Genomic DNA, 20,799 nt, shown 5'->3' with positions numbered 1-20,799 from the left:
GATCGACGCGCCCTGCCGACCGCCGAGGCGTCCCGGGGGAGGGGCGCCCGCCGGCGAACGCGTCGGCGGGGCGACGGCGTTGTCGGCCGCCGAGCTCGGATCCCGCCCGGAACCCGGCGCGGCGCGGGGCCGTGGCGGGGCGCTGTTGCGCTCCGGAGCGGTCGGCCGCCTCGAAGGTCAGGCCTGCCGCCCCATCGTGCTCGCCCGTGGGATGAGCCGGTACGGTGCCCGGATCTCCTTGCCGGGGACCGGTGTTGAGCTGCTGATCCGCTTCAGCAGGCGCTCCACCGCCGTCTTGGCTATCACGTCCTTGTCCGGCGAGATCGTGGTGACGGGCGGGTTTGAATAACGGGCGTCCTCGATGTCGTCGTAGCCGACGACCGCGACGTCCTGCGGGACGCGCAGTCCGCGTGCGGCCAAGGTGTGCAGGGCGCCCAGGGCGATCAGATCGCTGTAGCAGAAGACCGCGTCCGGTGGTTCCTCGAGGTCGAGCAGGTGCGCCATGGCGGTGGCGCCGTCGGAGCGGTTGAAGCGGGGGGTGGAGATGACGTACTCCTCGCGGACGGGCACGCCGGCGCGCTCATGGGCCAGGCGAAAGCCCAGGGTGCGCAGTTGGGCGGCCTCGCCGGTGCGGTACGGCTGGTCGCCGATCGCGGCGACACGACGCCGGCCGAGGCCGAGCAGGTGCTCGGTGGCCTCTCGGGAGGCGGCGACGTCGTCGATGCCGATGTGGTCGAAGCCGCCGTCACTCACCCGCTCACCGAGCACGACGAGTGGGAGGCTCGCGTCGCGTTCGGACAGGTCGGGCTGGGCCAGGCCCAACGGGCTGAAGATGACGCCGTCGAAGAGCAGCTGCTGGGAGCCACGGGTGAGGAACGTCTTCTCGTGTTCCGCGTCGCCGTCGGTCTGGTCGATCAGGACGTTGTAGCCCTGCACCCGGGCCGCACGGATAATGCCCTGCAGCAGTTCGGCGAAGTAGGGCGTGTCCAGGTACGGAACGACCACCGCGATCTGGCCGGAGCGCCCGGAGGCGAGGTTGCGGGCCAGCACGTTGGGCCGGTAGCCGAGCTCGTCGACGGCCTGCTGCACCCGCGCGCGAGTGGCCTCGGTGACCGGCGCGTAGCCGTTGACCACGTTGGACACGGTGCGGCTGGAGACGCCGGCCAACGCCGCGACGTCGCGGAGTGTGACGCCGTTTGCCATAGGTCACCTTCATCCCGGAGGGGGCGATATTGAAAGTTTCGCCCAAGCTCTTGCAGCGCGGCAATACCTCGGTTAACACTTTTGCAGCGCTGCAGAGCCTAGCAGGGGTGGCCCGAGTGGATGATCGGGTACTGCTTCCTCTCGCGATGCGGCGCAGTCCGTCGACGGCTGTCGCGTGCCCGGTCCAGGGTGCGCCGCCGCCGGAGCCGGGCGGAGGTCCGAGGTGTCGCCGCGCCACGGACCGGATCCCCGGGAGCATGTGCGGGGGAATGATCAGTAGGAGCCGCAGTGACATCAGTGACCGCTTCCGGTTCGGCTGTCGCCCGCCCCCGACAGGGCGGCCGATCCTTACTCGCCGTGGGCTAGGGCGTCCGCCCTCTTCGCGTCCGAAATCTCGAACGGTATTCGAGATCGGGGCGGGGTCCGCCTGAACTCGCGGTGCCGACCGACCCGCGTCAACCCCTTCGCCGCTTCCCCCCGACGTCACGCACGCCCACCCCGCCGTGTCCGCCGACGTCCGCCCCGCCCAGATCCCGGGCGGACAGCATCTCAAGTCCCCTCCGCCCGGCATGTCGCGACGGCCGGCCCGGGGGCGCCGTACTCACCGGCGACCGGCGCCTGAACGCCCGGACGCCTTCGCGTGCCCCACCGTCGCCCGTTCCCTCCTTCCGAGCCCCGATCCCCGCGGCACGGAGGGCGGTACATGCCTGACCACCCTTTTTCTTCCCGCCCTTCAGGCACCTCACCCAGGAGAAAGCTCATGTCGTCCACCAGACAGCCCCGTTCCCTGCGCCGGACCGCGGTCGCGGCCACCTCCGCCGCCCTCGCCGGCGTACTCCTCGCGGCCTGCGGCTCCGGCGGCGGCAGCAGCTCAGGCGGCGCGCAGAGCGGCCCCGTGCACATCAAGGTGTGGGCCTGGTACCCGCAGTTCAAGCAGGTCGTCGCGGAGTTCAACAAGACCCACAAAGACGTCCAGGTCGACTGGGTGCAGGCCGGTGTGGGCCAGGACGAGTACACCAAGCTGAAGACCGCGCTGAAGGCGGGCCAGGGCGCGCCGGACGTCGTCATGCTGGAGTTCCAGGAGCTGCCCACCATCCAGCTCAGCAAGGGCCTGCTCGACATGGGCAAGTACGGGGCGACCGCGGACAAGGACAAGTACGTCTCCTGGGCCTGGAACCAGTCCTCCGACGGCGACCACGTCTACGCCATCCCGGTCGACGGCGGACCGATGGCGATGATGTACCGGGCCGACCTCTTCCAGAAGTACAACCTGAAGGTCCCCACGACCTGGGCGGAGTACAAGGAGGAGGCGGCCAAGCTGCACAAGGCCGACCCCAAGGCGTACATGACCGACTTCGGGCCCGACGAGTCGGCCGGCGGCTGGCGCCAGGGCCTGGCCTGGCAGGCCGGTTCCCGCCCCTACACCTACTCGGCGAGCAAGCTGCCGAACATCGGGGTCAACCTGAACGACGCCGGGGCCAAGAAGGTGTACGACTACTGGGGCGACCTGGTCAAGAACAAGCTGGTCGACACCCAGTCGTACGGCACCACCGACTTCTACAACGGCCTCACCACCGGCAAGTACGCCACCTACCTCGCGGCCGGCTGGGGGCCGGGCTACCTCTCCAGCGTCGCCGCGAAGACCTCCGGCAAGTGGCGCGTCGCCCCGCTGCCGCAGTGGACGGCGGGCGACAACGCCCAGGGTGACTGGGGCGGTTCGAGCTTCTCCGTGACCTCGCAGACCAAGCACCCGAAGGAGGCCACCGAGGTCGCCCGGGAGCTCTTCGGCACCTCGCAGGCCGCCTGGAAGATCGGCATCGACCAGGCCTACCTCTTCCCGCTGTCCAACCCGATCCTCAACGGGGCGTACTTCCAGGACAAGAAGTACGACTTCTTCGGCGGCCAGCAGATCAACAAGGTGTTCGTGCCCGCCGCGAACGGCATCGGCAGCTTCGACTGGAGCCCGTTCCAGGACTTCGCCTACAACACCGACACCAGTGAGGTGGGCAAGGCCGTCCAGGGCTCGACCGACTGGTCCGCCGTGAACGACAACGTCCAGGACCAGGTGACCGCCTACGCGAGCAAGCAGGGATTCAAGGTCGGCAAGTAGCCGGCCCGAGCCCCTCAGTCACCACTGCCCCCGCCGGCGCGCCCGCGCCTGCCCGTCCGCCGCCGGCGGGGGCCCGCACCACGCGCAAGGAGATGTGATGAGCCTGCTCCGACAGCAGGGATCCACCGCGACGGCACCGCCAAGTGCCGCCCCCACCAAGGGACTTCGCAACCCCGTGGCGGGCCGGCGCACCGGCGCGCTGTCCGCCCGCACCCGGCACAAGGGCATGGGCCTGCTGCTGGTCAGCCCGTTCCTCCTGCTCTTCCTGGCCTTCCTGGTGGCCCCGCTGGGCTACGCCTTCTGGCTCAGCCTCAGGACCTCCACCCTGGTCGGCGGCGACCACTTCAGCTGGTTCGCCAACTACAAGGAGACCTTCACCGACCCGCTCTTCCTGGCCGGCGTGCGCAGGGTCGCCCTCTTCGGTGTGGTGCAGATCCCGGTGATGCTCGGCTTCGCCCTGCTCGGCGCGCTGATCATCGACGAGGTGACCAGCAGGCTCGCCAAGGTCTTCCGGATGACCCTGTTCATGCCGTACGCCGTGCCCGCGGTGATCGGCGCCCTGATGTGGGGCTTCCTGTACAGCCCGACCTTCGGCCCGGTGAACGCGATCAGCGACTCGCTCGGGCTTGGCAAGATCGACCTGCTGTCGCACAGCCTGATCCTGACCTCGCTCGGCAACATCGTGACCTGGCAGTGGACCGGCTACAACATGATCGTCCTGTACGCCGCTCTCCAGGGCCTGCCCCGAGAGGTGTACGAGGCGGCGAAGCTCGACGGCGCCGGCCAGGTGCAGACGGCCCTGCGCATCAAGATCCCGATGATCTCCTCGGCGATGGTGCTCGCGCTGATGTTCACCATCATCGGCACCCTGCAGTTCTTCACCGAGCCGCGGGTCCTGGAGAAGACCGCGTCCTCGGTGATCACGCCGGACTACACGCCGAACCTGTACGCCTACAACCTGGCGTTCCAGTACTCGGAGTTCAACTACTCCGCCGCCATCTCCTTCTCCCTCGGAGCGGTGGTCTTCATCGGCTCCTACCTGTTCCTGTTCGCCGCGCGCAAAAGGAGCGGACTGAAGTGACGACCGCCGTAGCCCCCGCCCCCGCCGTCACCGCCCCGGCCGCCCGCCGCGAGTCCGGCGCCCGGGGACGCGTCACCGTCAACGTGGTGATGGTGGCGATGATCCTCTACTTCCTGATGCCGTTCTGGTGGCTGGTCGTCGCCGCCACCAAGGACAACGACGCGCTGTTCTCCACCGCGGCGCTGTGGTTCCACTCGCCGGGCTCCTTCTTCACCAACCTCCAGCAACTGTTCACCTACAACGACGGCGAGTACCTGCGCTGGATGGGCAACACCGCCGTCTACGCGGGCGTGAGCGGGGTGGGCGCCACCGCCGTGGCGACCCTCGCGGGCTACGCCTTCGCCAAGTACCGCTTCCCCGGCCGGAACCTGCTCTTCTCCAGCCTCCTCGGCGCGATCATGGTGCCCGCCACCGCGCTGGCCATCCCCACCTATCTGCTGCTGAGCAAGGTCGAGCTGACCAACACCATGTGGGCGGTCATCCTGCCCCAGCTGCTCAACCCGTTCGGCGTCTACCTGGTGCGGGTGTACGTGCAGGAGTCCCTGCCGGACGAGCTGCTGGAGGCGGCCCGCATGGATGGGGCCGGTGAGATGCGCGTGCTGTGGTCGGTGGCGCTGCCGACCCTGAAGCCGGCGCTCGTCACCGTGCTGTTGTTCTCCATGGTCGGCACCTGGAACAACTTCTTCCTGCCGCTGGTGATGCTCAACAACGACAAGCTCTTCCCGCTCACCGTCGGCCTGCAGTCCTGGTACGAGGGCGCGATGATCCAGTCCGGCGCCAACGCGCTGTTCACCCTCGTCATCGCGGGTTCCCTGGTGGCGATCCTGCCGCTCATCGTCACCTTCCTCCTCCTCCAGCGGTACTGGCGGGGCGGTCTGACCGTCGGAAGCCTCAAGTAACCCGGCGGCCCCGCCCTTTCCCTTTCTCGCGTTCCTCCTCCCCGCGCACCTCCCGGAGCGACCTTCATGCTGCACGCCTCCCTGACCGTCGACCCCGCCTTCCGCGTCGCCGACGTGAGTCCCCGGACCTTCGGCTCCTTCGTCGAGCACATGGGCCGCTGCGTCTACACGGGCATCTACGAGCCCGGCCATCCGCAAGCCGACGAGGACGGTCTGCGCCGCGACGTCCTGGACCTGGTGCGCGAACTGGGCGTGACCACCGTCCGCTATCCCGGGGGCAACTTCGTCTCCGGCTTCCGCTGGGAGGACAGCGTCGGGCCGGTCGCCGAGCGGCCCACCCGTCTCGACCTGGCCTGGCACAGCACCGAGACCAACGCCTTCGGCCTGCACGAGTTCGCGGGCTGGGCCCGCAAGGCGGGCGTCGAGCCCATGATGGCGCTCAACCTCGGCACCCGAGGCGTCCAGGAGGCCCTCGACCTGCTGGAGTACTGCAACCACCCCGGCGGCACCACCTGGTCCGACCAGCGCATCAAGAACGGCGCCCAGGACCCCTTCGGCGTCCGCATGTGGTGCCTGGGCAACGAGATGGACGGCCCCTGGCAGACCGGCCACAAGACCGCCGCCGAGTACGGCCGCCTCGCCGCCGAGGCCGCCCGCGCCATGCGCATGATCGACCCCACCCTGGAACTCATAGCGTGCGGCAGTTCCAGCTCCTCGATGCCGACGTTCGGCGCCTGGGAGGCGACCGTCCTGGAGGAGGCGTACGACCAGGTCGACTACATCTCCTGCCACGCCTACTACGAGGAACTCGACGGCGACCTCGGCAGCTTCCTCGCCTCCGCGGTCGACATGGACGCGTTCGTCGAGTCGGTGGTCGCCACCGCCGACCACATCCGGGCCAAGCAGCGCAGGAAGAAGCGGATCAACCTGTCCTTCGACGAGTGGAACGTCTGGTACAACACCCGCTTCGAGGCGCAGGAGAAGCCCACCGAGTGGGCCGTCGCCCCGCGCGTGATCGAGGACGAGTACAACGTCGCCGACGCCGTCGTCGTCGGCGGGCTGCTGATCAGCCTGCTGCGCAACAGTGACCGGGTCACCGCCGCCTGCCTCGCCCAGCTCGTCAACGTCATCGCTCCCATCCGCAGCGAGGCGGGCGGCCCGAGCTGGCGGCAGACCACCTTCCACCCCTTCGCCCAGGCCGCCCGGCACGCCCGCGGCACCGTCCTGCGGGTCGAGCCGGACGCGCCCGTGTACGAGACGAAGCGTTTCGGTGACGTTCCGGTCGTCGACGCCGTCGCCACCCACGTCGAGGGCGCCGAAGGGGCCGACGAACTCACCGTCTTCGCAGTGAACCGGCACCAGCACGAGGACGTCGAACTCGCCCTGGAACTAGGGGCGTTCCCCGGCTACGTGCCCGTCCAGCACTCCGTGCTGAGCGACCCCGACATCCGCGCCGCCAACACCCAGGACGCACCCGACCGGGTCCGCCCGCGCCAGGCCGCCGTCACCTCCGTCACCGACGGCCGCCTCGCTGTGCACCTGCCGCCCGTCTCCTGGAACGTCATCCGCCTGCGCCGCGCCGGCTGACCCCTGCCGACAGGCACCCCCCCAGGACACCCGCCGCTCCCCTCCCCCTTTCCCCCCGGGAGCGGCGGGCCCAGCACCACCACCATCCCTCCCCTTCCGGACAGTCATTGGGAGCCGCCCATGTCCACCACCAGGGAAGGCGCCAGAAACCGCGCCCTGCCCCGCCGCCAGGCGATCACCCTCCTGCTTGCCCTGCTCGCAGCCGCCGTAGCCCTTGTCCTCCCCGCATCCGGGCCGGCGCACGCGATCTCGCGCGCCTCCCAGACGATGTACACCCCGCCGTCGAACGCCCCGTCGCCCGGCTCGCTCTACCCGCGGGCGCTGCGCCTGCAGTACAGCGGATCGTCCAACGGCACCCTGCTCGCCACGTTCGAGCAGTACAGCTCGGGCACCCCCGTCTTCCCGATCTACCGCAGCACCGACAACGGCAACAGCTGGACGCAGATCTCCAGCATCAGCGACACGCACAACGGCCTCGGCATGCGCTACCAGCCGTTCCTGTACGAACTCCCCACCCAGATCGGCAACTTCCCGGCGGGCACCATCCTGGCCGCCGGCAACTCGATCCCCGGTGACCTGTCCTCCACCGAGCTGGATCTGTACGCCAGCACCGACCACGGCAACTCCTGGTCGTACGTCAGCGCCATCGCCACCGGCGGCAAGGCCGACCCCACCAACGGCCAGACGCCCGTGTGGGAGCCGTTCCTGATGGTCTCCGGCAACAAGCTGATCGTCTACTACTCCGACCAGCGCGACCCCAACAACGGCCAGAAGATCGTCCACCAGGTCTCCACGGATGGTCTGACCTGGGGATCCGTAGTCAATGACGTGGCGACCTCGACGTACGGCGACCGTCCGGGCATGCCGGTGATCGCCAAGCTCCCCAACGGCAACTACGTGATGACGTACGAGTTCTGGGGCGCCCCCGAGGGCGGCTTCGCCGTCTACTACAAGATCTCCTCCGACCCGGAGGCGTTCGGCTCCGCCACCGGCATCGCGCTCAAGGCGACCGACGGCACCGTGCCCACCAGCTCGCCGTACATCACCTGGCTGCCCACCGGCGGCGCCAACGGCACCCTGGTGGTCAGCGCCAACAGCACCGACGACCTGTTCCTGAACACGCAGAACGGCGCCGCGAACACCTGGACGCGCATCGCCTCCACCGTCCCCGGCGGCTACAGCCGAGGCCTGCTCCCGCTGGCCGACGGCCACAGCCTGATGGTCCTCAGCGGCGGCCATCTGACCAGCACCGGCCTGAACCCCGTCACCTACGGCACCATCGACCTGGGCGGCGGCATCTCCGACGGTGCCACCTACACCGTCTCCAACGCCAACAGCCACCTGATGCTCTCCATCGCGGGCGGCTCCACCACCAACGGCGTCAACGCCACCCAGCAGAACGCCGACAACGCGACCGACCAGAAGTGGAAGTTCGTCCAGCAGACGTCCGGCTACTTCAAGATCTTCAACGTGGCCAGCGGCAAGGTCCTGGGCGTGCAGAACCAGTCCACCGCCAACGGCGCCAAGGTCCTGCAGTGGGACGACAACGGCACCCTCGACCACGAGTGGGCCGTCGCCCCGAACCCGGCGGGCGGCTTCACCGCCACCAACCGGATCAGCGGCAAGTACCTGGAGATCCCCAGCGCCTCCACCACCGTCGGCACCGCCGCCGGGCAGTGGTCCGACACCGGCTGCGCCTGCCAGCGCTGGAACCTCACCCAGACCGATCTGCCGAACCTGGCGACCGGCCAGTACCGCCTGATCAACAAGAACAGCGGCAAGTTCCTGGAGATCCCCGGCGCCTCCACCACCGTGGGCAAGCAGGCGGGCCAGTGGGTGAACACCGCCAACAACTGCCAGCTGTGGACTTTCCAGTCCCAAAGCGGTGGGGCGTGGACGGTGAAGAACGTCAACAGCGGTCTGTACCTCGACTCGAACGGGTCGACCTCGTCGGGTGCGGCCATCGTCCAGAACTCGTCCTCCGGCGCGAGCTCCCAGAAGTGGACGCTCACGGACGCGGGAGGCGGCTACTACAAGCTCGTCAACTCCGGCAGCGGCCTGGTCGCGGACATCGCCTCCGCCTCCACCGCCAACGGGGCGCTGATGGTCCAGTCCACGGACACCGGCGCCAATGACGAACTCTGGCAGATCGTCCGGGTCAACTGATCCACTCCGGGGGCCCGGTCACGGCCGGGCCCCCACCTTCTGTCTGATATATCGAACCATGACTGTCATTCCGAACATGAGAGGTGGGGTCGTCGTGCCTGAAGAACCCTGCGTGGTGGGTGTCGACTTCGGAACCCTGTCCGGCCGTGCCGTGGTCGTCCGCGTCCGCGACGGCGCCGAGCTGGCGTCGGCGGAGCACGTCTATCCGCACGCGGTGCTGGACCGTGAACTGCCCGACGGCACCCGACTGCCTCCCGACTGGGCGCTCCAGGTGCCGTCCGACTACATCGACGTGCTGCGCAACGCCGTACCGCAGGCCCTCGCCCGCGCGGGTGTCCAGGCCGGACAAGTCATCGGCATCGGCACCGACTTCACCGCCTGCACCGTCCTGCCGACGCTGGCCGACGGCACGCCGCTGTGCGAACTCCCCGAGTACACCGCCCGCCCGCACGCCTACGTCAAGCTGTGGCGCCACCACGCCGCGCAGGGCCAGGCCGACCGGATCAACGCGCTGGCCGCCGAACTCAAGGAGCCGTGGCTGGAGCGGTACGGCGGGAAGATCTCCTCGGAGTGGGAGTTCGCCAAGGCGCTCCAGGTGCTGGAGGAGGACCCGGAGGTCTACCGGCGCACCGAGCGATGGCTGGAGGCGGCCGACTGGATCGTGTGGCGGCTGTGCGGGACGTACGTCCGCAACGCCTGCACCGCCGGCTACAAGGGGCAGTACCAGCAGGGCGGCTACCCCTCCCGCGACCACCTCGCCGCCCTGCACCCGGACTTCGCCGGCTTCGTCACCGACAAGCTGGACCAGCCGATCGGCCAACTCGGCGACAGCGCCGGCCGGTTGACCGCCGAGGCCGCCGCCTGGACCGGACTGCCGGAGGGCATCACGGTCTGTGTCGGCAACGTCGACGCCCATGTGACCGCCCCCGCGGCCACGGCGGTGGAGCCGGGCCGGATGGTCGCCATCATGGGCACGTCCACCTGTCACGTCATGAGCTCGGACCAGTACGGCATCGTGCCCGGCATGTGCGGTGTCGTGGACGGCGGCATCCTGCCCGGGCTGTGGGGCTACGAGGCCGGGCAGAGCGGCGTCGGCGACATCTTCGCCTGGTTCGTACGGACGGGCCTGCCCGCCGACTACGCGGAGCGAGCCGCCGCGGCCGGCCAGACCCCGCACGAGTACCTGACCGCGCTCGCGGCCGAGCAGAAGGTCGGCGAACACGGCCTCATCGCCCTGGACTGGCACAGCGGCAACCGGTCCGTCCTGGTCGACCACGACCTCAGCGGCCTGCTGATCGGCCAGACGCTCTCCACCCGCCCCGAGGACGTCTACCGCGCCCTGCTGGAGGCCACCGCCTTCGGCACCCGCACCATCATCGACGCCTTCGAGGCCGCCGCCGTACCGGTACAGGAGCTGATCATCGCGGGCGGCCTGACCAAGAACGCCCTGCTCATGCAGATCTACGCCGACGTCACCCGCCGCCCGCTGAGCATCATCGGCTCCCCCCAGGGACCGGCCCTCGGCGCCGCGATGCACGCCGCCGTCGCCGCAGGCGCGTACCCCGACATCCGCGCCGCGGCCCACGCCATGGGCAAGGTCCACCGCCGGGTCTACCTGCCGGACCCGCAGCGAGCGGCGGCCTACGAGCGCCTCTACTCCGAGTACCGCACCCTGCACGACTACTTCGGCCGCGGCGCCAACGACGTCATGCACCGCCTGCGCCGCATCCGCGCCGAAGCCTCCGCCTGAGCCGGACCCCTGTGAATCCCTGTGAAGAAAGGCCCCCTGACATGACGACTTCGACACTGCCCCTCACCGGCCAGGAGATCTGGTTTCTCACCGGAAGCCAGGGCCTGTACGGCGAGGACACCCTGCGCCAGGTCGCCTTCCAGTCCCAGCAGATCGCCGAACGGCTCGACGCCACCGACGACATCCCGCTGCGCATCGTCTGGAAGCCGGTCCTCACCGACGCCGAGTCGATCCGCCGCCTGTGCCTCGAAGCCACCGCCTCCGACACCTGCGTCGGCGTGATCGTGTGGATGCACACCTTCTCCCCGGCGAAGATGTGGATCGCCGGCCTGAGCGCGCTCGACCGGCCGGTCCTGCACCTGCACACCCAGTACAACCTGTCGTTGCCGTGGTCGAGCATCGACATGGACTTCATGAACCTCAACCAGGCGGCCCACGGTGACCGCGAGTTCGCGCACATCGAGGCGCGGGTTGGCGTCAGCCGCAAGATCGTCGCCGGACACGCCACCGACCCCAGGGTCGTCCGGCGCGTCGCGGCCTGGTCCAGGGCTGCCGCCGGTCGCCACGCCGCACGCACGCTGCGGCTGGCCCGTTTCGGCGACAACATGCGCGACGTCGCTGTCACCGAGGGCGACAAGGTGGAGGCGCAACTGCGCTTCGGCTTCTCCGTGAACACCTACGGGGTCAACGACCTGGTGGCCGTCGTGGACGACGTCCAGGACAAGGACACGGCCCAACTCGCGGCCGAGTACGTCGAGTCGTACGACGTGGTCCCGGCCCTGCGCCCCGGCGGCATCCGCCACGACTCGCTGCTCTACGCGGCCCGTCTCGAACTCGGACTGCGCGCCTTCCTCACCGAGGGCGGCTTCACCGCCTTCACCACCAACTTCGAGGACCTCGGCGGCCTGCGCCAGCTGCCCGGTCTCGCCGTCCAGCGGCTGATGGCCGACGGCTACGGCTTCGGCGGCGAGGGCGACTGGAAGACCTCAGCCCTGCTGCGCACGATGAAGGTCATGGGCGCCGGAGAGCCCGGCGGCACCACCTTCATGGAGGACTACACCTACCACCTCGGCCCCGGCACCCCCCGCATCCTGGGCGCCCACATGCTCGAGGTCTGCCCCTCGGTGGCCGCCGACCGCCCCCGCTGCGAGATCCACCCCCTGTCCATCGGCGGCCGCGAGGACCCCGTCCGCCTGGTCTTCAACGCGGCAGCCGGCCCCGCCGTCGTCGTCGGCCTCTGCGACCTCGGCGACCGCTTCCGGCTCACGGCGAACGCCGTGGACGTCGTCGCCCCCAGCGAGCCCCTGCACCGTCTGCCGGTGGCCAGGGCTGTGTGGAAGCCGCGCCCCTCGCTCGCGGAGTCCGCCGAGAGCTGGCTGCTCGCCGGCGCGCCGCACCACACGGTGCTCAGCTCGGCCGTGGGCACCGAGACGCTGAGCGACTTCGCGGCCATGACGGACGTGGAACTGCTGACGATCGACGAGAACACGACCACCGACCGACTGGCCAAGGAGATCCGCTGGAACGCGGCCTACCACCGCCTGGCCCAGGCCCTCTGAAGCTCGCCGAGAAAGGAAACGATCATGGCAACAGATGTCCTGGCGGCCCTGCGCCAGGAGGTGCTGGAAGCGAACCTCGCCATCCCGCAGGTCGGTCTCGCGACCCTGACCTGGGGAAATGTGAGCGGAATCGACCGTGGAGCGGGGGTCTTCGTCATCAAGCCGTCGGGCGTACCGTACAAGGACCTCACGGCCGATGACCTGGTGACGGTACGGCTGTCCGACGGCGCGGTCGTGAACGGTGACCTGCGTCCGTCCACCGACACCGAGACGCATCGCTGCCTCTACCTGGCGTTTCCGTCGATCGGCGGGGTGACCCACACCCACTCCACGCACGCCGTCGCCTTCGCCCAGGCACGTCGGGACATCCCCGTCCTCGGCACGACGCACGCGGACACCTTCAACGGGCCCATCCCCGTCACCCGCGACCTCACCGCCGAGGAGTGCGCGCAGGACTACGAGTACAACACCGGCCACGTGATCGTCGACCTGCTCGCCGGCGACGACCAGCGGGCCGTCGAGGTGCCCGCCGCGCTCGTCGCCGGCCACGGCCCCTTCACCTGGGGCGCTTCGGCCCGCAAGTCCCTGGAGCACGCGATCATCTGCGAGGCCGTCGCCGACATCGCCCTCCACACCCTGTCCCTCTCTCCGACCGCCCCGCCCCCACCCCACCTCCTGAACCGCCACTACACGCGCAAGCACGGCCCCGACGCTTACTACGGCAATCCGGACCCAGCCGTCGCCACCCGCTGACCAGGAAACTTCCCGCAGACCCAGCACCCCGTCAGAAGTCTCAGACAACGAAGTCAAGCCGCCTGCGTGACCGGCGGAGCGGAGGTGAAGACCCGTCCGTCACGCAGGAGTGCCCCCAGCACGTCCACCGCGACTCCGGCCGCCGGACCGGCAGCCTGCACCGCAGCCGTACTTCGTGGTCTACGGCTGAGTTCAAGGGAGAAGCGCCGTTTGCACATCGCGGAAATGGGTGGGTAGTGACCGCGGCGGGCTCCGGCCCGGTTGCCGCCATCGGTGCTGGTGGGGGCTTGCGACCGGGGCCTGGCCAGGAAGCGGCGGGGGCCTCAGGCGGTAAAATGACGTCGTCGGGCCCGCACATCGCACACACAGCTGTGCACCTTCGCTCCGGCGTCCTTGAGAGTGCGAGCCCGCATCTCATGGACGGCACACGTCGAGCCGGGCACCGGCTCACTTGAGTCTCGTCCCGCCGGATGCGGGAGATTTTTCCTTCCCTGGCACGGAAGCGTGCGTCATGATCAACATCTCCACCCGGATAGCGGCCCTCGCTACCACCGCCCTGCTCGCCGCTACCGGCACCATGGCCGGCGCCGCCCCATCGTCGGCCTCGCCAAGAATCCCCACCTGCCACGTGGCCGACCTGCACCTGTCCGTCGGCAAGGTCACAGGCGGCGCGGGATCGCTCTTCTATCCCCTTCGGTTCACCAACACCTCAACCCACACCTGTTCGTTGCGCGGATACCCCGGCGTCAGCGTCTTGAACAGCCATCGCCACCAGATCGGCGCCCCGGCGACCCGCAACGCCCATCCGGTGTCCACCGTGTTCGTCCACCCAGCCCGGACGGTGTTCGCCACCATCCGCACCAACAATCCGAGCGTGGTGCCCACCTGCCGGCCGACATCGACATACATCCGGGTCTACCCGCCGGCCAGCTTCCAGTCCGTGCTGATCCGCTACCACCTGAAGGTATGCGGAGCCTTCGAGATCAACCCGGTGCAACGCACGGCGTAGGCGCCGGACGTCCGTGGCATCCCTACCCCGGCCGGCCCGCAACGCGCCGACCACCTGGCCCGGGTGACGCCGCGCCGCGCCTGGCAGAAGCTGTCCGCCGGACGCGGCGCGAAGAGCCGCCGCTGGTACGACTCGAACTGGGCCAGGGCCGGTTTCGGCGTCTGCCCCGGTCCCGATCGCCATGCCGGTCTCGCCTCCCACACCCGCCCCGATCGCCGAGCCGGCTGCGACCTCCGCCCGCCCTCCGATCGCACCCTCGCGCCCGTGGGCAGCTCCGTCTCGTCCTCCCTCGCCCCGCTCCGGAACCGGCGGCGGCCCCCCATGCGGCAGGTTCTCGCCTCGTTCGTGACAAGGCGGGGCACCGTGCGGGTTGCCGCGGCTACGCTCGCCCCGTGATGGAGCGGTGGAAGGGCTACGTAACCCGTCATCCGGTCTGGGGCGCCGTGGAGTTGACGCTCGCCTGGCATGCCGTACTGGTGCTCTTCGCCAAGGTGATCCTGCCTCCGCTGGCACCGTCATGGTTCCCGGGCCTGGGCGCGGCCGTGGTCAACGCGATCTGCTTCGCCGGTGTCTGGTGCGTGCTGTGGCGGTGGGGGTGGCTGCGCGCATCCGGCACCACCACCCTCGGCCGCCCGCGCCGCTGGTGGCTGGCGGTGCCGCTGCTGCTGATCGCAGGCTCGTACGCGCTGGCCGGGCTCGACGGCAGCACGACGGTGGTCGTCAGCTCGCTGGTGTCCCTGCTGTGGGTCGGCCTCAACGAGGAGGTCTACAGCCGCGGCCTCGTCCAGCAGACCCTCACCTCACTCGGCCCGCTGCGTGCGGCCGCCGGCGTCGCCGTCCTCTTCGGTATCGGGCACCTGCAGAACTACCTGTTCTTCGGAGCCGCGTTGGACGACACGCTGTGGCAGATGCTGTCCGCCGCGCTGTTCGGCTTCACCTGCGCCGGCCTGCGTTTCGCGATCGGCTCCGTCTGGCCGATGGTGGTCGTCCACGCCCTCGACGACTTCTTCCAGATCCGTTCTCCGGGCGCGGCCCCGGACTGGTGGCAGGTGGGCGTGTACGTCTTTCACGCCGCCTACGGCTGGTGGCTGTTGCGCCACTACAGCAGCCGAGACCCTCTCCCGCCGCACGGTGCCACTGCGGAGGACGACGAGCGCCCCGAGGAAGCCGGGGCACTCGACTGACTCAACTGCCATTAGGCCGCCTGCAGTTGCAGCAGGCCGGCCGGCAGGTCGTTCAGCGCGATGCCCAGCAGGACGGTGGCGACACCTGTCAGTGCCAGGGAGGCGATGAGCCAGGCGCTGCCCACCACACCCATCACCTCGGCCGTGCCGACACTGAAGACCGAAAGAGCGCGGGGTCGGTCGTCGCCCAGCGGAGAGACGCCGGTGCCCGGCGCGGCCCGTCCTCACATCCCGGCCATACCACCGCCGGTGAGACCCGGAGCCAGCGCCGGGACCCAGAAGACGGCGACGGCCAGGCCGATCGAGGCGATCCCCACGGCACGGGCCACCAGGCGACCAAGCGGAGCGAGTTTCTCGGCGGTGATCACGGCGGCCAGGACCACCATGGCCCACAGGTTCATCACACCGAACGCCGCCAACAGCACCATGAGCGACCAGCAGCAGCCGAGGCAGAAGGCCCCGTGGTGGGCTCCGGCACGCAGATCGCGCGAGACCCCCGGGTACGAGGCGTAGCGCAGCATCAGGCCGATCGGCGAACGGCACCTCGCCAGACAACGGTCTTTGAGAGGCGTGAGCTGGTAGACGCCGCTGACCACGAACACGGCCGCGGCCACTGCTGTCCCCGCCGTGGGAGGGAGGCGTGCCGCCCGGCCGAGGCCGACGGCCAGCGCATACGCCGGCAGCCCGGCCGCGGCCCAGACGAACAGGTAGGCGACCGTGAACACGACCATGCGCGATGCCCGGTGCACGGTGATGGTGCGTGCGTACAAGGCGGCGACGGGCGCCGTGGCGGGCAGCATCATCGCAGTCATCATCAGCGTCCACACGGCCAGGAAAGCGCCCAGGCCCAGGCCCATCGTGCCGGGCGTCGCCGACATGCCGCCCCAGCGCGTCACCATCCAGATCCAGGCGGCGGCCGCCACGACCAGCAGCAGCCCGGCGGGGGCCGACCGGACACGGACGGTAACCGGCCCACCGGTCATCCGGACCATGTGAAGGGCGCCGAGTGTCCGTTGCCGCCCGTGAAGTCCCAGGACCGGCCGTACACGCCGTCGCCCGTCGCCCGGGTGGACCGGGCGATCGTCAGTGTGCTGTTCACCGGGTGGAACATGCCCGTCAGGCCCATCACCGGACCGTCCTCGCCGAACTGCGGGGCGACCTGGTCCTCGATCTCGATGTCGATGGCATCGCCCACCCGCGCGGCGTGGCGGCGACCGTCGTCGCGGTAGTCGATGGGGACGCGCTCCACGCCGAGGACCTCGCCGATGAGCGGAGCGAGCCCCGCCATCGGCCCGCCCGCCTGGCCCGAGAAGACCTTGCCCAGCGCCTCCGCCTGGCCGTCGTCGGCCGAAGCGTCGACGTACAGCGCCACCTGCCAGCCTCCCTCGGCCATCACCCGCGGCCCGTCGATGAAGACGGCCACGCTGCGGTCGGAGACGTCGACGTCGTCCACGCTCCCGCTGTCCACGTGGAACGCGAAGGTCACCTGGCAGCGCTCGTGGTCGGCCGGTGCGGTGAGGCCCGAGGTGGTGCAGGGGCACACCACGTCACAGTTACAGCTCTCCAGGTACGTGCCGTTCAGATTCCAGGGCATGACTCTTCCTGCCTGTTCTGCGGCCCCCGGGGTCAAGGGATGCGTCGAGAGGGTCCGCTCCGTCCCGGTGCCGCTCTCAATCCAGGCTATTCCTCACGACCCCCATCGCGCAGATCCGCTGTCAGTGCACCCCACCGGCCTGGTGCCGAGTCCGTGGGGACACCCGCGACCTCCCGCGGCCCGTACGCCGCGGCGCGTACGGCCTTGGCGTTGGTGTGGCTGTGTTCCGTTGGGTAGCCGAACGGGGTAGGCCACGCCGTCGGCCGCAGAGGTTACTCGACGTCACCGCGTTCTTGCTGTCCCGCCGCTGCCGAGTAGCTTCTTGACCCTCACACCGTGTCAGGCGGTCAGCTTGGAGACATCATGTTCACCATCGGAGACTTCGCCCGGCACGGCCGCGTCTCAATCCGGATGCTGCGTCACTACGACGCGACCGGACTGCTGCACCCGGCCCACGTCGATCCCGCCAGCGGCTACCGCTACTACACCGCAGCCCAGCTGGCCCGCCTCAACCGGATCATCGCGCTCAAGGACCTGGGCTTCACCCTCCAGCAGGTCCAGGACATCGTGGACGAGAAGGTCAGCGCCGAGGAGCTGCGCGGCATGCTGCGGCTGCGGCGGGCCGAACTGGAGACCGCAATGGCTGCCGCGGGAGCCCGGCTGGTCCAGGTCGAGGCCAGGCTCCGAGCAATCGAGAGTGAGGGGCACATGCCCACGAACGACGTCGTTGTCAAGAGCGTCCCTGCCGTCCGGGTGGCGGAGCTCACCGCGACCGCCGCGAGTTTCGAGCCCGAGGACATCGGCCCGGTCATCGGGCCGCTCTACGACGAGCTGTGCCAGCGCCTGGAGCAGGCAGGCATCACCCCCACGGGTCCCGGTGTCGCCTACTACGAGGACGCCCCGGAGGGCGGTGGCAGGATCAGCGTCCACGCCGCCATCCAGGTCTCCGCCCCACTCCAGGACGGCGCCTTCCGGATCCTCGACCTGCCGTCCCTCGACCAGGCGGCGACCATCGTGCACCGCGGCTCGATGGACGCCGTCCTCCCCACCGCCCAGACCCTGGCCCGATGGATCGACGCCAACGGCTACCAGTCGACCGGATACCCCCGCGAGATCAACTTGGAGTGCCCCGAGAACCACGACGACTGGGTGACGGAACTACAGGCACCGGTGACCCCGGCCTGATCAACCGCACCCAAACCTGCCCGACCTCGTCTTGAAAGTTTCGGCGCCCGCCTCGACCGCCTCGGCGTCCCGACGTGGATCCGCCATGTGCTGGTCCCGGCCTGACCGACGACCCGCGGGCGCCCTGGCCCGTTTCGCCGCGGGGATCGACGCCGTCCAGCGGGTCGATGTACTTCCCTTCCACAAGCTCGGCGCTCCCCAGTACGACGCCCTCGGCATCCCCTTTCCGCTGCGCGACACCCCGGTTCCCGACCCGGCCCCGACCGAGAGCGTCCGCGCATGCCTCAGGGAACGAGGCGTGTCCGCCTACTGACGTCCGGCCCAGGCGCGATAGGCGGCCACGGCCGTCGGGAGCGTCGGGAAGATGAAGTCCCTGCCGACCGCGTCCGCCAGGCCGTACGCCTCGAGGTCGTCCAGCAGGTCTTGCTTCACGCGGGCGAGGGCGAACACGAGGCCTCGTTGGGTCAGTGTGCGGCGCAGTTCGTCGACCGCGTCGAGGGCGGTGATGTCGACCTCGACATTGGCCTCGGTGTTGAGGACGAACCACCGGACGGGGTCGCTCTGTTGGTCCACGGCGGCCAGGGCGCGACGCCGGAAGTCCTCCGCGTTGGCGAAGAACAGGGGAGAGTCGTAGCGGTACACGAGCAGGCCGGGAATCGTCCGGGCCTGTGGGTAGTCGTCGACGTCGTGCATGCCGGCCACCCCGGGGACCAGGCCTTCGACAGCGTCGTGCGGACGGGCCACCCGGGCCAGCAGTTCGGCCACCGACAGGCCGACGGCGACGATCACGCCGTACAGGATGTCCAGGGCGAGGACCCCGGAGAGGCAGCCCAGCGCGAGAAGCAGTTCCCGTCGGCGGAAGGCCGCGAGACGGCGGAAGCCTGCGAGGTCGATCATGCGGACCGCCGCGTAGACGACGAGCGCGCCGAGCACCGCGGACGGTGTGCGCGCCAGCAGCGGACTGAGGAAGAGCAGCACGGCGAGCACCACCGCCCCGGCCACCAGCGAGTACGCCTGGCTGCGCGCGCCGCCTGTGGAGGCGAGCGCGGTACGGCTGGCGCTGCTGCTCACCGGGAAGCCGTGCAGTGCCCCCGCGCCCAGGTTCGCCGCGCCCAGGGCGAGGAACTCCTGGTTGGCATCGAGCCCTGGACCTTCGTCGTCGCGGTCGGCGAACGCCCGCGCGGTGAGGATGAAGTCGGTGTAGGCGACCAGCAGCACACCGAGCGCCGGCAGCACCAGACGCGGCAGCTCGCCCAGGTCCGGGACGGCGGGACTCGGCAGACCGGACGGGACATCGCCGATCACCTTCAGCCCGTACCGCCCGTCGAGGTCGAACACCACGACAGCGGCGGTGCCGAGTACGAAGGCGACGAGAGGGCCGGGCACGGTACGGGCGTAGCGGGCCGTCACGAAGAGGAAGACGAGTACGACGGCGGAGAAGACGACGGTCGCCGGGTCCGCCTCGGGCAGGTGGACGAGGAAGGACCACAGTTGGGGGAAGAACTCGGCGCCGCTCGTCCGTACGCCGGTGAGTCTGGGCAGCTGATCCACCATCATGATGAGCGCCACGCCGGCGAGATACCCGATCAGGACGGGGCGGGACAGCAGGTCGGCGAGGAAGCCCAGCCGCACCGCCCGGGCGACCAGGCAGAGCAGCCCGACCGTGACCGCGAGGGCCGCCGCCAGCGAGGCGTAGCGCCCGGGGTCGCCGGCGGCGAGCGGTGCGACCACGGCGGCCGTCATGAGGGCGGTAGTGGACTCGGGGCCGACCGACAGCAGCCGCGACGAACCGAACAGGGCGTACATCCCGAGCGCCGGCAGGATCGCCCACAGCCCGGCGACCGGAGGCAGCCCGGCCACCCCCGCGTACGCCATGACCTGCGGCACGAGATACGCGGCCACGGTCACACCGGCGAGCAGGTCACCCGTCAGCCACGCGCGCCGGTAGCCAAGGAGCGTGACGAGCCCGGGCACCAGCCGGCGCCATTGCGGGACGTGTGGGGCCGGGCCCTGGGTCATGTGTCGCCTTCCGCCGTCTCCCCTCATGATCCACCGGCACGTGCGCTGCGACGAGACCCACGTTCCCGGCGTGACCTTCGGCATCCGTCGCCGACCGGGCGGAGCGCGCCGCGCAGCTGGGCGGCCGACTGGAACCGGTCCGGCCCGAGGGCGGCGGTACCCCGCTGGTGTGGCGGGTGCCGGCTCGGAAACCGTAGGGCCCGGCCAGACGTCAGCGGCTCGCGGAGTCCAGCGCCGACTGGAGCGACTGGCGGTAGCCGTCGCTCGTGTACGTGGCTCCGGAGACGGTGTCGATGTCGGCGCTCTGGGCCGTGAGCGCCTCACTGGTCAGCTGCGGGATGGCGTAGGCGTTGATCTGCTGATCTCTCGGGTTCTCCTGGGGGTAGGCGACCGCGGTGACGTCGGTGAGCTTGCCGTCCTTCAGCGTGACCCGGACCTGGACGGGCCCCCAGCGGGTCTGGACGGAATCCCCGGTGAGGGTCTGCGTCCCCGTGGCGGCGGATCCGCCGGACCCGCTCGCCCCGGCCGTCCCACCCGACGCGCTGGAACTGCTGGACGGCGCCGGGGAGGACACCGCCCCCGCTACGGCCGGAGCTGTGTGCGGCTTCAGCGACAGCAGCAGCACCATCCCGGAGACGGTCGCGGCGCTCGCCAGCACGATGCGACGCAGCGGACGGTTCTTCTTCAACGTGTGCAAGAC

Annotated in this window: 17 protein-coding genes and 1 pseudogene; 13 read left to right on the top strand and 5 right to left on the bottom strand. The window is 70.0% G+C overall.

Annotated elements, in window-relative coordinates; translation table 11 throughout:
* Nucleotides 1–177 precede the first annotated feature (177 nt).
* On the bottom strand, nt 178–1,203 hold the full coding sequence (locus ACZ5SK_RS31770) for a LacI family DNA-binding transcriptional regulator (RefSeq protein WP_361703723.1): 1,026 nt from the start codon (nt 1,201–1,203) through the stop codon (nt 178–180).
* Nucleotides 1,204–1,963: 760 nt separating this feature from the next.
* Between ACZ5SK_RS31770 and ACZ5SK_RS31765 the strand changes: the two genes are divergently transcribed.
* The 11 genes and pseudogenes from ACZ5SK_RS31765 to ACZ5SK_RS31715 all read left to right on the top strand — a co-directional run bounded on the left by ACZ5SK_RS31765 (nt 1,964) and on the right by ACZ5SK_RS31715 (nt 15,301).
* The gene (locus tag ACZ5SK_RS31765; RefSeq protein WP_334574153.1) at nt 1,964–3,313 is read left to right on the top strand and encodes an ABC transporter substrate-binding protein; all 1,350 of its coding nucleotides are present in this window, start codon (nt 1,964–1,966) and stop codon (nt 3,311–3,313) included.
* Nucleotides 3,314–3,410: 97 nt separating this feature from the next.
* A complete protein-coding gene (locus tag ACZ5SK_RS31760) occupies nt 3,411–4,394 on the top strand; it encodes a carbohydrate ABC transporter permease (RefSeq protein ID WP_334574150.1) in 984 nt (327 codons plus the stop codon).
* Nucleotides 4,391–5,293 (top strand): carbohydrate ABC transporter permease, encoded by a 903-nt coding sequence (locus ACZ5SK_RS31755; RefSeq protein ID WP_319339714.1) that lies wholly within the window; start codon nt 4,391–4,393, stop codon nt 5,291–5,293. Before ACZ5SK_RS31760 ends, ACZ5SK_RS31755 begins: the two co-directional genes overlap by 4 nt.
* A gap of 66 nt (nt 5,294–5,359) precedes the next feature.
* Nucleotides 5,360–6,880 (top strand): arabinosylfuranosidase ArfA, encoded by a 1,521-nt coding sequence (gene arfA / locus ACZ5SK_RS31750; protein WP_334574148.1) that lies wholly within the window; start codon nt 5,360–5,362, stop codon nt 6,878–6,880.
* Nucleotides 6,881–7,000: 120 nt separating this feature from the next.
* Nucleotides 7,001–9,046, top strand: coding sequence for an RICIN domain-containing protein (locus ACZ5SK_RS31745; protein ID WP_334574146.1), 2,046 nt, complete (start codon nt 7,001–7,003; stop codon nt 9,044–9,046).
* Nucleotides 9,047–9,122: 76 nt separating this feature from the next.
* A complete protein-coding gene (araB, locus tag ACZ5SK_RS31740) occupies nt 9,123–10,796 on the top strand; it encodes a ribulokinase (protein WP_334574144.1) in 1,674 nt (557 codons plus the stop codon).
* A 41-nt stretch (nt 10,797–10,837) separates the two neighbouring features.
* The gene (gene araA / locus ACZ5SK_RS31735) at nt 10,838–12,355 is read left to right on the top strand and encodes an L-arabinose isomerase (RefSeq protein ID WP_334574143.1); all 1,518 of its coding nucleotides are present in this window, start codon (nt 10,838–10,840) and stop codon (nt 12,353–12,355) included.
* 24 nt (nt 12,356–12,379) lie between these two features.
* Nucleotides 12,380–13,108: an L-ribulose-5-phosphate 4-epimerase AraD gene (gene araD, locus ACZ5SK_RS31730; protein ID WP_334574141.1), complete on the top strand. Its 729-nt coding sequence runs from the start codon at nt 12,380–12,382 to the stop codon at nt 13,106–13,108.
* 511 nt (nt 13,109–13,619) lie between these two features.
* Entirely contained in the window at nt 13,620–14,117 is a 498-nt protein-coding gene (locus tag ACZ5SK_RS31725; RefSeq protein ID WP_334574140.1) for a DUF4232 domain-containing protein, read from the top strand.
* An 18-nt stretch (nt 14,118–14,135) separates the two neighbouring features.
* A pseudogene (locus ACZ5SK_RS31720) lies at nt 14,136–14,267 on the top strand (IS701 family transposase); the annotation flags it as partial.
* A gap of 245 nt (nt 14,268–14,512) precedes the next feature.
* Nucleotides 14,513–15,301: a CPBP family intramembrane glutamic endopeptidase gene (locus tag ACZ5SK_RS31715; protein WP_334581041.1), complete on the top strand. Its 789-nt coding sequence runs from the start codon at nt 14,513–14,515 to the stop codon at nt 15,299–15,301.
* Between the two features lie 224 nt (nt 15,302–15,525).
* On the opposite strand, the gene ACZ5SK_RS31710 is transcribed toward ACZ5SK_RS31715, so the two are convergent.
* Complete coding sequence (locus ACZ5SK_RS31710) at nt 15,526–16,284, bottom strand: DUF2182 domain-containing protein (protein ID WP_468576758.1); 759 nt, start codon at nt 16,282–16,284, stop codon at nt 15,526–15,528.
* Nucleotides 16,281–16,895 (bottom strand): DUF1326 domain-containing protein, encoded by a 615-nt coding sequence (locus ACZ5SK_RS31705; RefSeq protein ID WP_468576757.1) that lies wholly within the window; start codon nt 16,893–16,895, stop codon nt 16,281–16,283. Before ACZ5SK_RS31705 ends, ACZ5SK_RS31710 begins: the two co-directional genes overlap by 4 nt.
* A gap of 363 nt (nt 16,896–17,258) precedes the next feature.
* Between ACZ5SK_RS31705 and ACZ5SK_RS31700 the strand changes: the two genes are divergently transcribed.
* Both ACZ5SK_RS31700 and ACZ5SK_RS31695 read left to right on the top strand, forming a co-directional pair.
* Nucleotides 17,259–18,080 (top strand): MerR family transcriptional regulator, encoded by an 822-nt coding sequence (locus ACZ5SK_RS31700; protein WP_334574135.1) that lies wholly within the window; start codon nt 17,259–17,261, stop codon nt 18,078–18,080.
* A gap of 85 nt (nt 18,081–18,165) precedes the next feature.
* The gene (locus tag ACZ5SK_RS31695; protein WP_468576756.1) at nt 18,166–18,393 is read left to right on the top strand and encodes a hypothetical protein; all 228 of its coding nucleotides are present in this window, start codon (nt 18,166–18,168) and stop codon (nt 18,391–18,393) included.
* Here ACZ5SK_RS31695 and ACZ5SK_RS31690 read toward each other — a convergent pair.
* Entirely contained in the window at nt 18,387–20,099 is a 1,713-nt protein-coding gene (locus tag ACZ5SK_RS31690; protein WP_334574133.1) for a SulP family inorganic anion transporter, read from the bottom strand. The genes ACZ5SK_RS31695 and ACZ5SK_RS31690 overlap by 7 nt on opposite strands.
* Nucleotides 20,100–20,310: 211 nt before the next feature.
* The gene (locus ACZ5SK_RS31685) at nt 20,311–20,796 is read right to left on the bottom strand and encodes an FMN-binding protein (RefSeq protein ID WP_334574131.1); all 486 of its coding nucleotides are present in this window, start codon (nt 20,794–20,796) and stop codon (nt 20,311–20,313) included.
* Nucleotides 20,797–20,799 lie beyond the last annotated feature (3 nt).

The organism is Streptomyces sp. NPDC031474, from assembly GCF_055581185.1.
This window is presented reverse-complemented; position numbering and strand designations above follow the sequence as displayed.